This is a genomic window from Ferrimonas kyonanensis DSM 18153, from assembly GCF_000425405.1.
In the GTDB taxonomy this organism is placed as follows: Bacteria; Pseudomonadota; Gammaproteobacteria; order Enterobacterales; family Shewanellaceae; genus Ferrimonas; species Ferrimonas kyonanensis.
Genome location: NZ_AUDJ01000002.1, coordinates 59,097 through 73,040, shown reverse-complemented (window position 1 = coordinate 73,040; position 13,944 = coordinate 59,097). Strand labels below are relative to the sequence as shown.

The 13,944-nt window shown below is 58.5% G+C and carries 13 protein-coding genes; 8 read left to right on the top strand and 5 right to left on the bottom strand.

Annotated features, from left to right (window positions below):
- Positions 1–20: 20 nt before the first annotated feature.
- From H598_RS0102970 to asd, 4 genes are all read right to left on the bottom strand, one after another.
- The gene (locus H598_RS0102970; RefSeq protein ID WP_028111672.1) at positions 21–299 is read right to left on the bottom strand and encodes a peptidylprolyl isomerase; all 279 of its coding nucleotides are present in this window, start codon (positions 297–299) and stop codon (positions 21–23) included.
- A 51-nt stretch (positions 300–350) separates the two neighbouring features.
- Complete coding sequence (gene corA / locus H598_RS0102965) at positions 351–1,298, bottom strand: magnesium/cobalt transporter CorA (RefSeq protein WP_028111671.1); 948 nt, start codon at positions 1,296–1,298, stop codon at positions 351–353.
- A 69-nt stretch (positions 1,299–1,367) separates the two neighbouring features.
- Positions 1,368–1,727, bottom strand: a complete 360-nt coding sequence (locus tag H598_RS0102960; protein WP_028111670.1) for a hypothetical protein — start codon at positions 1,725–1,727, stop codon at positions 1,368–1,370.
- 88 nt (positions 1,728–1,815) lie between these two features.
- A complete protein-coding gene (gene asd / locus H598_RS0102955) occupies positions 1,816–2,925 on the bottom strand; it encodes an aspartate-semialdehyde dehydrogenase (protein ID WP_028111669.1) in 1,110 nt (369 codons plus the stop codon).
- Between the two features lie 184 nt (positions 2,926–3,109).
- On the opposite strand from asd, the gene H598_RS0102950 reads away from it, so the two are divergent.
- Positions 3,110–4,300, top strand: a complete 1,191-nt coding sequence (locus tag H598_RS0102950) for a hypothetical protein (protein WP_028111668.1) — start codon at positions 3,110–3,112, stop codon at positions 4,298–4,300.
- On the opposite strand, the gene H598_RS23155 is transcribed toward H598_RS0102950, so the two are convergent.
- On the bottom strand, positions 4,297–5,175 hold the full coding sequence (locus H598_RS23155) for a LysR substrate-binding domain-containing protein (RefSeq protein WP_051252323.1): 879 nt from the start codon (positions 5,173–5,175) through the stop codon (positions 4,297–4,299). The genes H598_RS0102950 and H598_RS23155 overlap by 4 nt on opposite strands.
- A gap of 97 nt (positions 5,176–5,272) precedes the next feature.
- On the opposite strand from H598_RS23155, the gene H598_RS0102940 reads away from it, so the two are divergent.
- From H598_RS0102940 to H598_RS0102910, 7 genes are all read left to right on the top strand, one after another.
- On the top strand, positions 5,273–6,223 hold the full coding sequence (locus tag H598_RS0102940; RefSeq protein WP_035415173.1) for a TDT family transporter: 951 nt from the start codon (positions 5,273–5,275) through the stop codon (positions 6,221–6,223).
- Between the two features lie 181 nt (positions 6,224–6,404).
- Complete coding sequence (locus H598_RS0102935; protein WP_028111666.1) at positions 6,405–7,664, top strand: efflux RND transporter periplasmic adaptor subunit; 1,260 nt, start codon at positions 6,405–6,407, stop codon at positions 7,662–7,664.
- Between the two features lie 12 nt (positions 7,665–7,676).
- Positions 7,677–8,381: an ABC transporter ATP-binding protein gene (locus H598_RS0102930; RefSeq protein ID WP_028111665.1), complete on the top strand. Its 705-nt coding sequence runs from the start codon at positions 7,677–7,679 to the stop codon at positions 8,379–8,381.
- A gap of 8 nt (positions 8,382–8,389) precedes the next feature.
- Positions 8,390–9,703, top strand: a complete 1,314-nt coding sequence (locus H598_RS0102925) for an ABC transporter permease (protein ID WP_028111664.1) — start codon at positions 8,390–8,392, stop codon at positions 9,701–9,703.
- Between the two features lie 12 nt (positions 9,704–9,715).
- A complete protein-coding gene (locus H598_RS0102920) occupies positions 9,716–10,912 on the top strand; it encodes an ABC transporter permease (protein ID WP_028111663.1) in 1,197 nt (398 codons plus the stop codon).
- Positions 10,913–10,973: 61 nt separating this feature from the next.
- Complete coding sequence (locus H598_RS0102915; RefSeq protein WP_028111662.1) at positions 10,974–12,308, top strand: sigma-54-dependent transcriptional regulator; 1,335 nt, start codon at positions 10,974–10,976, stop codon at positions 12,306–12,308.
- Positions 12,305–13,618 (top strand): sensor histidine kinase, encoded by a 1,314-nt coding sequence (locus tag H598_RS0102910; RefSeq protein WP_028111661.1) that lies wholly within the window; start codon positions 12,305–12,307, stop codon positions 13,616–13,618. Before H598_RS0102915 ends, H598_RS0102910 begins: the two co-directional genes overlap by 4 nt.
- Positions 13,619–13,944: the final 326 nt, after the last annotated feature.

Genomic DNA, 13,944 nt, shown 5'->3' with positions numbered 1-13,944 from the left:
GGCGTTCTCTGATTCAATGCTTAACTGCGGTACAGGGTCTGAATCAGGTGGTAACCAAATTTGGTTTTAACCGGGCCATGAACCTCCAGCACCGGCTTTTTGAACACCACGTTATCAAACGCCTTGACCATCTGCCCGGGGCCAAACTCCCCCAGGTCCCCTTGCTTACGCTTGGAGGGGCACAGCGAGTGCTTCTTGGCCAACTGACCAAAATCCGCCCCTTTGGCGATCATCTGCTTCAGTTTCAGGGCTTCCTGTTCGGTTTTCACCAGAATATGACGGGCCGATGCGCGTGCCATAGTGCTCTCCACAACTCAAAAACGGCGGGCATTGTAGCCCAGCCTTCGGGGTTACAGCCAGCCTTTACGTTTAAAGAACCAATAGGTGCCCACCGCACTGCCGAACATCAACCCCAGCGCCAACGGATAGCCCACCTCCCACGCCAGTTCCGGCATGGCGGTAAAGTTCATGCCATAGATGGAGGCGATCAGGGTCGGTGGCAGGAACACCACCGCCGCTACCGAGAAGATCTTGATGATCTTGTTCTGCTGCAAGCTGGTGAAGCCCATGGCCGCATCCAGCAGGAAGTTGATCTTATCGAACAGGAACTGAGTGTGCGGCAGCAGCGATTCGATGTCGGACAGCATCTCTTTGACGTCCTTGATCTCATCTTCCTGCAATTGGCGGCGGTAATAACGCTGCATGTACCTGAGCCCCCGCTGGGTATCGAGCAGCGACAGGCGGATTTTGCCGTTGCCGTCCTCCTGCAGGGTGATCTGCTTGAACACCTCATCCAGCTTTTCGTTGTCGAACACCTCTTCCGACAACTCGTCGAGGACGGTGTACACATCCTCGAGCTGATCCGACAGGTAATCCACCTTCAGGTTGAACAACTCCACCAGCAGACCCTGAGGCCGGTCGGCTTCGATGCGGCCGAGGCGCAGGTAGTTGCGCAGCAAACGAATCAGGCCAACGTCCTCTTCGCGAATGGTAAACAGCCGAGTGGGTTGAATCAGAAAAAAGACGTTGATGGCCCGGACTTCGGAGCCGACGCGTTGGGGAAACAAAGAGTTGATGTGTAAGCCATCGTTGTCGAGGTAGAAACGGGCCGAAGCCTCGATCTCATTGATGTCCTCTTCGTCCGGGGCTTCTTCATACAGGTAGCGGGACAACCACTGACGTTCATCGTCATCGGGACGGAACAGATCGATCCACATGGTGTGTTCGGGAATGCCGTCTTCGGGACTGAGGTCAACCATGTCCCAGACGCCTTCGCGTTGCAGATAAGCGGTGATCATCAAGTTCTCCTCAGCCGCAATCCTAACTTTCGCAACGATGATACAAGGATTGAACGAAATTGTTAGTGTTTATTTTAGCTGAGAAATTTCCATTCGCTCACCGGCGCCCAACTCGACCCACAACCCGTCTCGGGTGGTAAAACGACGACCGTCCAGATCTTTGCGGTACACCTCGTAGATGGTCACTTGTTGGTGCTCGGCATCAGTGATTTTTATCTGCAGAACCTGTTGCCCCTGCATCCATTGCCAACCGGAATAGGCCGCCGCCAGCAGCAGCAGCGCCGCCGCAATCGCCGGAGCCAGGAAGCGTAACCAGCTGGTGGCCATGGAGGGCGCCTTAAAGCTGGGCCGCTCCTGAGGCTTGCGCCCTTTCATACTCATCATGGCAACCACGATCACCAACAGGGTGACTAACAGCTTGGTAAACATCCGCTCTCCGGGGACCAACAATCAAAGCGGCAGTATATCCTGCCGGCTTGCCCGGCGGCGAGGACAATCCGGCAAAACATGCACTGGATCAGCCCTGACGCGCCACCAGTATAGAAAGCATACGACGCAGTGGCTCGGCGGCCCCCCACAACAACTGGTCACCCACGGTAAAGGCCGACAGATACTCCGGCCCCATCGACAACTTTCGCAGCCGCCCTACCGGCACGTCCAGGGTGCCGGTCACGGCGGTGGGCGTCAGCGCTGCCCGGGTGGCCTCCGGGGTGTTGTCCACCACCTTGACCCAACCATTGTGCTTCGCCAACAGGGCTTCAATCTCCGCCAGCGGCAGATCCCGTTTCAGTTTAATGGTCAACGCCTGGCTGTGGCAGCGCAACGCCCCCACCCGCACACACAGCCCGTCGATGGCGATGGGGCTGTCGGTGGCCAGAATCTTATTGGCCTCGGCCTCGGCTTTCCACTCTTCGCGGCTCTGACCGGAAGGCAGCGGCGAGTCAATCCAGGGGATCAGGCTTCCGGCCAGAGGCACCCCAAACTGATCCGTGGCCAACTCGCCGGAATTCATCTTGGCAGTCACCGCCTTTTCGATGTCGAGAATGGCTGAGTGGGGGTCGGCCAGTTGCTCGGCCACTTCAGTGTGCAACGCGCCCATCTGCCCCAGCAACTCCCGCATGTGGCGGGCACCGCCCCCAGAAGCGGCCTGATAGGTCATGGGGCTGACCCACTCCACCAGATCCGCCTCCAGCAAGCCGCCGATGGCCATGAGCATCAGCGAAACGGTGCAGTTACCACCGACAAAGGTGGTCTTGCCCGCGGCCAAGGCCGCATCGATGACACTGCGATTGACCGGATCCAGCACAATGGTGGCCTGGGGATCCATGCGCAGGCTGGAGGCGGCGTCGATCCAGTAGCCCTTCCAGCCCGACTGTTGCAGTTTCGGGTACACCGCGTCGGTGTAAGACGAACCCTGGCAGGAGATCACCACATCCATGGTGGCGATGGCATCCAGATCATGGGCGTCCACCAACACCTTGGTGCTGGCCTGCTCCGGTGCTGGCAACCCCGCCTGGGAGGTGGTGAAAAAGGTGGCCTCGATGCGTTTGAAGTCGCCCTCCTCCTGCATTCGCTGCACCAATACCGATCCCACCATGCCACGCCAACCCACTAAACCCACTCTCATGCCAACTCTCCTCAACAGGCAACAACCATTGCCATCGACACTATCATTTGGACGGCTAAACGTCCACAGCCGCGGTGGGGATGACAGCATTAAAGAATTCAATGGCAGACGCACTAACGATTTCTGCTGTGTTTGACGCTTTTTAGTCTGTTAGAATGACCTCTCTTCAGAAAGTAGGCAGGCGATGAATTTTCGTGGAGCTTTGGTATTGGCGCTAACCGGCGCTGCGATCGGATGGGTGTACCATCAGGACGCGGCGGAGTCGGCGATCGCTGCTGCCCCCGGTGCCCAAGAAAACGCCGAAGCCATAGCCCTGCTGCTGAACCCGGCCTCGGAGGCAACCGCCAGCCACCGCAGTGCGGTACTCGAGCGCAAGTTGCACGCCCACCCGGCCGCCATTGCTTCGGCCGTTGAGGATAAGGCCACCGTGGATGCGGGCTCTCCGCTCGCTCCCGAACAGGGTGACTCACCGCCTCGCTTCGGCTACCGCCGCCAGGGCGCCAATGACACCGTCGACGCCAGCCCACAAGCGGACTCCCCCTACCAAACTGCCAGCACCGTCATCCAGCCCGGAGATCCCGACTATGAACGGCTGATGTCGATGATGGAACTGGACAACGTGCCGCTGGTGGTGGGTGAGATGATGTACGTGCGCAAAACCGTGGCGGGCGAGGTGTTTTTTGCCGAATACACCCTGGCCCAGGCCGAGTTCATCTACAACAACCCGGAGATCTTCGTCGACGAGCAGTTGTCGATGTTCTTTGAAGACCCGACGATGGGGCCCTGGGAGCAAAACTGGGGCGTTAAGCCGCCGCCAGGATTTAAAGAGGTGTTCCATTTCTGCCGCCATGGAGGCTGCATGTATCGGGCCACCTTTGACAGTCCGATGGAAGCCCGTCAGTACGTGCACCAGTTTATGAGAGACAACCCGGATCTGTGGGTCGACCCGCTCACCTGGGACGACAACCTGGTGCTGGCCTATTGGGACGCCGCCGGGCTGCTGCCAGCGGACGCCATTGATGAACAGGGTAACACTACCCTGACCAGCCTGCCTCTGGATGCCAATGGCGACCCGATCATTCCGGTGCCACCCTACCCGCCGATTGTGGATGAGAACGGCAACCCGGTGTACCCGGACATGCCATTCCCGCCGATCATGCTCGATGAAAACGGCGACCCTATCTATCCGGATACGGTGCTGCCGCCGCTGTTCGTCGATGAACAGGGCAAGCCCATCACCCCCAACCGCCCCCCGCCGCTGCCTGGCGGTTCAGATCCCGACGACGATGACGCCATGCCGTTTCCGCCGGTAGTGGGTGGCCACTATCGGCACGATCCACCGATGCCGTTCCCACCGGTGATCAAGGCCGGCTAATCCGTCAGGCATTGCAGGGCCTCAATGGTGGCCTTGACCACCGGCAGCGCAGCACTGCCCGGCTGACACACCAGCGATAGCCTGCGATGCAGAGGCTGAGGCAGCGGCTGCTGCCTGACCCATCCCTGCTGAAGTGCCTGCTCACAAGCCAACCGCGATACCAACGACACGCCGACCCCGGCCATGACGCTGCGCACCACCGCCTCCAAGCTGCCCAGCTCGGTCACGGCTGCTACGGTGGTCAACTTCGGTGCCAGATGATAGTCAAACTGCTCCCGGCTGCCGGAATGCCGCTCTCGCAGCACCCAGCGCTGACGAGAAAGCACGTCCCAGTCTATGGTCTCGGCCACCCAATCGCTGTTGGGCGGGACAATCAGCACCATCTCATCCTGACGCCACAGCAACCGCGTCAAGGAGGGGGCGATATTTTCCGACTCCACCAGCGCCAGATCCAATTCATAATCCAGCAATTGTTGCTGCAGCTGGGTGCTGTTTCCCAGGCTGATCCTGGCCTGGCTCAGCAGCGGTGACAACGAGCTCGCCAGCAGATTCGGCAACAAATAGTTACCGATGGTGTGGCTGGCCCCCAGCCGCAGTTCGCCCATGGACTCGCCCGACACAAACAGCCCCAGTATCGATTGATGTTGCGCCAGCATCTGCTGCGCCAATGGCCTGAGCAACTGGCCCTGGCGATTGAGGTACAGTCGCTGCTGGCGACGCTCAAACAGCTCGGTTTGCAACTGCTCCTCCAGCCCTTTGATCGCCTGACTGACGGCCCCACGGGTCAAAAACAGCTGCTCGGCACTGATCCCCAGGTTACCGCTGGCGGCGACTGAGCAAAACGCTTTGAGCTGTTTCAATGAGATCTCGGCCATATAGTTAACCTAAACAGATATGAAATATTGTTCGATATTATTAAATTAGCAAAGGGGAGACAATAGCCCCGTATTTAGAGCAACTCAGAGATCTGTTATGTCCCAATCCATCGTCCATCGCCTGCAACGCCTGCCGACCCCCATGGCCGGCCTGGCACTCGGAATCGCCAGCCTGGGAGTCTGCCTGGATCAGCGTCTGGGCGGGGATCAGTGGTTACAGACCGGCGCCGCGGCCATCGCCGCCATCTTGCTACTGATGGTGGTCAGCAAATTCCTGTTTCATCCCGGATTGCTGAAGAAAGAATCCGCCGACCCTCTGGTTGGCAGCGTGATGCCGACCTTTACCATGGGCATCATGATGGTGAGCAAATCCCTGGCATTGGTATTTCCCATCGCCGCGACCGGCCTGTGGCTGACCGCCGTTAGCCTGCACCTGCTGCTGCTGGGCGCCTTCGTCTTCTTCCGCATTCGCGACTGGAATCTGTCCCACATGATCCCCAGTTGGTTTGTGCCGCCCATTGGCATCATCGTCGCCGCCCTGACCTGTCCGTCCAGCCACTATGAGTCGCTGGCCCACGCGCTGATCATTCTCGGCCTGGTGAGCTACGCGATACTGCTGCCAACCATGCTGTACCGATTGATTTTCCTGTCCTGGGACGAGCACCACACCCGCCCGACCTTTGCCATCATGGCGGCCCCGGCCAGCCTGACACTGGCGGGCTACCTGACCATCGAGTCTGCGCCGTCGCCACTGCTGGTGATGATATTACTGGGCATCGCGCTGACCATGACCACCCTGGTGTACCTGTCGATGCTGCACCTGTTGCGACTGCCATTCAGCCCCGGCTATGCGGCGTTTACCTTCCCGCTGGTGGTCAGTGCCACCGCGCTGTACGAGTCGGCCAAGCACTTCCAGTTATTTGGCCTTGGCGATGGCAGCCTGCTCCGGCAGATGGCGGACATTGAGTTAACCGTGGCCGTATTGCTGGTGAGCTACGTCGCCATCCGTTACCTGCACGCTTACTGGCCCCGTCCTCGCACGGCGTAGTCTAACCGTCCGCAGCACACTGTCCGCTGCGGACACTTTTTCTGTCCGAGTCGGACAGTCCGGCAGGCACCTTGACAATAAAATAACCATAACCGTCTGAATATAAACAACTAACTCAAATCCCCAAAGATTGGCACGCTCCCTGCAAAGTCCGTCATACGCCCATTGAACGGACAACGCCATGATTCGCGATACTTCACAACAAGACGTCTGCCGACAACCGGTCCGCCGCCGGTGGCGAGCGCCCGTAGCAGCCTTGGTGCTGCTGAGTGCTATTGGCGCCGTCACATGGCTTGGCCTGAGCAGCGCCGACAAGGTGGTGCGCGCCGCCCGCCTGCAGACCGCACAAGTAGAACGGGGCAACCTCATCCGCGAAGCCGCGGCCCGGGGCCGCATCATCGCTGCCAACGCTCCGGTGGTGTACGCCACCAGTGCCGGCCTGGTCAAGTTATTGGTTCAGGCCGGCGATCTGGTGACCGAACAGCAGCCACTGCTGATCATCGACAGCCCGGCATTGAAGTCGCAACTGGCCCAGGCCCAGGCGAAAATGGACAGTCTGGAGCTGGAGCAACAACGCAAACAACTGGATTCCCGCCGCCAGCAACTGGAGTTGAAACGCCGTCTCGACCAAGCCAAGGTCACGCTGGATGCAGCGGATCGAGAGCGGCGCCGGGCCGAAGAGGCCATTGCCCATTCGCTGATCAGCCGCATCGACTATGAACAAGCCCGCGACGAGTTTGCCTCGGCTCAGCTGAATTATGCCCATGCGGGAGAAGAGGTGGCACTGGCCAGAGATACTCTGGCATTTGAAGACCAGACCCTGGCGCTGCAACTGACCCAACACCGGCTGTCACTCACCGAATTGCAACGCCAGGTCGCCCGACTGACAGTGCGTGCACCCATCGATGGCATGGTGGGCAACACTCTGGTGGAAGACCGGGATCGCATCGGCGCCAACCAGCCGCTATTGTCGGTGGTCAGCCTTAGCGAGCACCAGGCAGAGTTAGAGGTACCCGAATCGTACGCCGACGATCTGGGGCTGGCGATGCCGGTGCAGGTGGAGGTGGCCGGCCTGTCTCTCAGTGGCCGCATCGGCGGCATCTCACCGGAGATCAGCAACAACCAGGTCAGGGTTCGCGTTCGCTTTAACGATTTGGGGCAACACAGCACCCGGCTGCGACAGAACCAACGCCTTACAGCCCGGATTCAATTGCAAAATCTCGAGGATGTCTTAACCGTACGCCGCGGTGCCTTCGTCCAAAGTGGAGGCGGCCGCCTGGGCTACCGCCTGAAAGACGGGCTAGCACGACGTACGCCACTGGTTCTTGGGGCATCCAGCCTCACTCACATCCAGATCGTCGACGGCGCCCATGCCGGCGATACCCTCATCATTTCCGATCTGAGTCCGCTGCTGGACAGCAGCGAGATCATGGTTAAGTAAAAGGACTGACAGATGCTCAACATGAACAACATCGGCAAAGTATTTCAAACCGAACTCATCGAAACCCATGCACTGCGGGGACTGGATCTTCAGGTCAACGACGGCGAATTTGTTGCCGTCACCGGTCCTTCCGGATCGGGAAAGACCACCTTTCTCAACATCGCTGGCTTGCTGGAGAGTGCCAGCAGCGGCCAGTATTATCTCGACGGCGAAGAGGTCTCCATGCTCACCGACCGCGAACGATCGCTGCTGAGAAATGAGAAGATTGGCTTTATCTTTCAGGGCTTCAACCTTATCCCCGACCTCAACTTGTTCGATAACGTCGACGTTCCCCTGCGCTATCGTGGCTTTAACGCCGCCGAGCGTAAACGCCGCATCGAACACGCCCTTGAACGAGTCGGCCTGTCGGCCCGCATGGCCCACCTGCCCGCTCAACTATCCGGAGGTCAACAGCAACGGGTGGCCATCGCTCGAGCCCTGGCTGGCTCCCCCCGATTCCTGCTGGCCGATGAGCCCACCGGTAATCTGGACTCACTGATGGCCAGACAAGTGATGGCACTGCTGGAGGAGATCAATGACGACGGCACCACCATCGTCATGGTAACCCACGACCATGAACTTGCCGCCCGGGCTCAGCGCAACATTCACATCGTCGATGGCCAGGTGTGCGATCTGGCCATGATGGCCAACCAGCAACCGACTGCGGCTCAGGCCTAGGGGGCGTCATGTTCAGTTATTACCTTCGTTTGGCCTGGCTCAGCCTTAAGCAAACGCCGGTGCTGTCGGCGCTAATGGTACTGGCAATGGCGGTGGGGATCGGCGTCGCCGGCACCACGCTGACGGTGTATCACAGCATGAACCACAACCCCTATGCTCATAAGAACAACCAGTTGTATGCGGTACAACTCAAAACGGCTCCGGCCGACAACCGAGCGCCGACTGCCGATGGTCTCAACGTGCAACTGACCTATCAGGATGCCGTCAATCTGCTGGAACTGCCCGGCAGCCATCGACGTTCCGCCATGATTCGAGCCAACATGACCATTCAGCCAGAGCAACAAGAGCTGTTGCCGTTTACCGCCGGCGGTCGCGCCGCCGACAGTGATTTCTTCGCCATGTTTGAAGCCCGATTTCAGTACGGCAACGCCTGGCGTGCATCGGTAGATACTCTGGCTGAACCCGTGGTGGTGATCAGCGACAGCCTCAACCACAAGTTGTTTGGCGGTGCCAACTCCGTCGGCCGGACCATCAACGCCAACGGTTTCCAGTACACCGTGGTTGGTGTCCTGAGCCCATTTAACCCACAACCCCTGGTTTATGACCTCAATAACGGCGCCTTTCGCGATGTCGAGGAGATGTTCTTTCCGTTTTCACTGCTGCCGGTGCAAGAGGTGCAATCCTGGGGCAATACCGATGGCTGGAAATCCGAAGCCATCAACAGCTATCAGGATATGCTGAATTCAGAAAAGATGTGGGTCCAGTTCTGGGCCGAATTTCGAACCCCTCAAAAAAAGCAGCTGTTCGAACAGGCTCTGCAAGGCTACATCGATCAGCAACAAGCGCTGGGACGCCTACCGGATCCGGACGCCCCGTATTCGCTGCGCACGGTGCAACAATGGCTGAGCTACAACCAGGTAGTGGGCAACGACAACCGGGTGTTGGTGGGGTTGTCATTTCTGTTTCTGCTGGTATGCCTGGTCAACATGGTGGGGTTACTACTGGCTAAATTTCTGCGACGGGCGCCCCAGATCGGCGTGCGCCGAGCGCTGGGCGCCAGTCAACGGCAGATCTTTGTACAGCATTTGGTGGAAGTGGCTCTGATCGGTGTTATCGGTGGCGTGGTCGGCGCTCTGTTGTCTCAGTTGGGTCTGGCCGGATTGCGCTCGGTGTACGCCAACTATGACACCCTGGCCAGCATGGATTTGAGCGTGTTTCTGATGCTGTTGGCTCTGTCCGGCGCCGCTGCGGTTCTGGCCGGTCTGCTACCGGCCTGGCGTATCTGCCGGACCGCTCCCTCTTATCACCTGAAAACCCAGTAAGGAACGCTGCTCATGTTGGAACTTCGACCCATACTCTCATCGATGATGCGCAACAAAAGCGGCCCGATGCTGATCATCATTCAACTCGCCCTGACGCTGGCCATTGTGGCCAACTGCGCCTTCATTATTAATGAGCGGCTGGCTCTGATGAACCGCGACAGCGGTACGGCCGAATCTGAGCTGATCACCTTTTCAGTGCTGGAGATGAATGCCGATGCCGATCATGTGCAGCAGCGATTGCAGGATGTGCAAGCACTGAAGGCACTGCCCGGCGTCATTGATGCCACCATCTCCAATCAGGTTCCCCTTGGCGGCAGTGGCGGTTCAACTTCGGTATGGTCCAACCCGGAGCGCGAAGGTGACAACGCCATCGCCGGGTACTACTTTGGCGATCACAACCTGCTGCACGCTCTGGGGGTCACCCTGATTGAAGGGCGTAACTTCACCGACAGCGAAGTGGTACTGGAGCCCGATGGCATCCCTTCGAAAGTGCTGATCACTCAAGCCCTGGCCAGGTCGTTGTATCCCGATCGCAGCGCCGTCGGCCAACTGTTGTACCTTCAGCGCTACTCGGCCCAGATCATCGGCGTGGTCGATACCTTGCAGTCGCCATTTCCCCACCGCCCGGGAAGCTACAACAACATACTGATCCCCAAAATTCAAAAAGAGTTCTACGGCCGCTATGTGGTGCGAGCCCAGGCTCACCAGCGAGATCAGGTAATGGCACAGATCAGCGACACCATGATGGCGCAGAGTCGTGATCGGGTGATTGTCGGTTTGCGGGACTTTTCTCAGGCCCGTCAGCGTATCTATCGCAATGATTTGGCCATGGCAAAGCTACTTAGCACTGTAATTGTGCTGCTGGTGCTGATCACCGCTCTGGGCGTCGTGGGTCTGGCCACCTACAGTGTCAGCCAGCGGCGCAAACAGATCGGCACCCGGCGGGCCCTGGGCGCCACCCGAGCGGCCATTGTCCGCTACTTCATGGTGGAAAACGGCATGCTGTGCCTGTGCGGGGTCGGAGTGGGGAGCGCCCTGGCACTGGGTCTGAACCGCTACCTGATGCACAGCTATGAGCTGACCGCCCTGCCCGGCAGCTACCTGCTGATGGCGGCGCTGATGCTGCTGATGATGGGCCAGTTGGCCGTCGCCGCACCGGCACTGAAAGCCAGCCGGGTTTCTCCGGCTCTGGCGACACGCTCGGTGTAACTCTGGCACTCATTGTTAAAAAAAGGTTACCCTGTGACCAGGGTAACCGCCGTTGGAACTTATGGATAAGATACTGATTGTTGACGATAACGCCGCCATCTGTGAGGCGCTGTCACTGTTGTTGAACCTGCAAGGTTATGAATGCCTGTGCGCCGATTCACCGCAACATGCCCTACAACTGCAAGCCGCTCACGAAGTGATACTGGTGATTCAGGACATGAATTTCAGTGCCGATACCACCTCCGGCGAGGAAGGCCGAGCGCTGTTCCACCAACTGCGGCAGCACCAACCGGACCTGCCGATCATTTTGCTGACCGCCTGGACCGACGTAGCCATGGCAGTAGAACTGGTCAAAGCCGGCGCCAGTGACTATCTGGGCAAACCCTGGGATGACAATAAGCTGCTGACCTCGGTGGCTAATCTGGTGAAGCTAGCCACCCTTACTCGACAACAAAAACATCAAGGGTACCAACGCCAAGCCCGTCAGCAAGCTCTGGCTCAGCACCAGCTTTGTGGCCTGGTGTTCGAAGGCGAAGCCATGACCCAACTGGTGGAAATGGCGCTGCAGGTGGCCAGGTCGGATCTGCCGGTGATGATCACCGGCCCCAATGGCGCAGGCAAGGAGATGATCGCCGAGATCATCCACGCCAACTCACCGCAACGACAAACCCCGTTTATCAAAGTCAATGTCGGCGCCCTCCCCAGTGAACTGCTGGAAGCCGAACTGTTCGGTGCCGAGGCCGGCGCCTACACCGGGGCATCAAAGACCCGAATCGGCCGCTTTGAAGCCGCCGACGGTGGCACCCTGTTTCTCGATGAGCTGGGTACCCTACCCCTCAGTGGTCAGGTGAAACTGCTGCGGGTACTGCAAAGTGGTGAATTCGAACGCCTGGGCAGCTCCCGCACCCGCAAAGTAACAGTACGGGTGATCAGCGCCACCAACGCCGACCTCCCCAGCGCCATCGCCCAAGGGCAGTTCCGTGAAGATCTCTATTACCGCCTTAATGTGGTCCCTCTGGTTCTGCCACCGCTGCACCAGCGCCCGGAAGAGATTCTGCCCTTGGCCCGTCATTTTCTGCCGCCCCATGCCCGCCTGAGTGAGGAAGCCGAACAGGCTTTGGTGCGCCACCGGTGGCCGGGCAATGTGCGCGAGCTGCAAAACTGCATCGCCCGGGCTGCTCTGCTTGCCAATGGTCAGGCCATTGCCAGCCAGCACTTAGCATTACCCCAGACCACAGAGGAGCAGCCCTCCTGGCAACAGCCAGAGCCCGATCGAGCGGCCATTGTCACCGCTCTGAGCCAACAGGGCGGAGTGATTGCCCGAGCAGCCAAATCGTTGGGACTCAGCCGTCAAGCTCTGTATCGTCGCATGGAAAAACTGGGAATTGAACGATGATCCCTCGGCCCGCTCCACTCACTCTGACCCAGCTGATGCTGCTACTGGCGGCAGTCTGTACCGGATTGGTTGTGGCTCTAACCTGGTTGCTGCAGCAGACCCCCTGGCCTGCTGCCTTGACGTATCCACTCACCGCCGTGGTAACCCTGGTGGTTTCGATAACCGTGCTGCTGCGCTTAAGTCGGCCTTTACGACAAGGGCTGCGGGGGCTGGAAGCTGGCCTGCTGAACTTTGCCGATCAGGAGTTCAGCACCTCACTGATCCCCAGTGGCAGTCCAGAGACCCAAGCGTTGGCCCACAGCTACAATCGCGCCGCTGAGCAGTTACGACAACAGCGCTACTCCCTGCACCAACGTGAACTGCTGTTGGACAAAGTCGTGCAAAATTCACCAATGATGGTACTGCTGCTGGACGACCGCCAGCGAGTCGTTTTCGCCAACCGCGTCTGCGAGCAGTTCTTTGGTGGCCCGCCGCTGGGCGGGCGCCCCTTAGCCGACTGCCTAAGCCCACTGTCCACCGATGCCAAAGCGCTATTCAGCTCTCCTCAGGATGGTCTGTTTCAGGTTCAGGCAAGCAGCAACGAAAGCTACCATAGGCTCAGTGGTCGGTTCCAAATTCACAATAAACCGCATCATCTGTTTCTGGTACGACAGATCACCAGAGAGCTGGCTCGCCAGGAGGCGCAAGCGTGGAAGAAGGTGATTCGAGTCATCAGCCACGAACTCAACAATTCGCTGGCGCCCATCAGCTCCATGAGTCACAGCGGCAAGACACTGCTGGATAAACACTCCGATCCTCGCCTGACGCGGGTTTTCAATGCCATTGACGAGCGCTGCCAGGGACTGAGTGACTTCATTCAGGGCTACGCCCGCTTTGCCAAACTGCCCGAGCCGCGCTGCCAAACGGTAGCCATTAACCCCTTTGTGGCGAATCTTCGCCTGCACTACGAGTTTCAGTATTGTTGTCCCTCGACTGAGCTCGAGGGGCAATTTGACCCTGTGCAACTGGAACAAGTGCTGATCAATTTGCTTAAAAATGCTCATGAATCCGGAAGTTCACCGCTGCAGATTGAGTTAAGCGTCCGCACGACTCCTCAGGGGTTGGTCTTCAGCCTGAGCGATGCCGGCCCTGGCATGAACCACAATGTCATGCAGCAGGCACTGCTGCCATTCTACTCCACCAAGAAAGAGGGCTCGGGACTGGGGCTGGCACTGTGCCATGAGATCATTGACGCCCATCACGGTTCCCTGCAACTTTCCAACAACGATCACGGCGGCCTGACCGTCACTCTGGTATTGCCTCACTCCTGAACATCGCCAGAGTGTGAACTCGGTCACCACCGCAATCGCTCATTTTGGGAGCAAAAACGTGACTGCCGCCGCACTTTTTTCGCCACTCTGTATACCATCCGCCCGATCCCAACCATGAGCGACAGAATGATTCACTACCCTCAATGATTCAGATGGCAGTAAGCTCGACTCTGGTACCTCATAAAGCATATTTTCTCTCTCAGGACAAAGTGTCCTAGAGGGTTCACCTTAATCAAAACAACTGAACCGGGTCATCAGTTGGCTAAAGGAAAATGATGACTCCTAACCCCAAGGGGTAAGAGAACTTAATCCAGCCCTCAATTAGA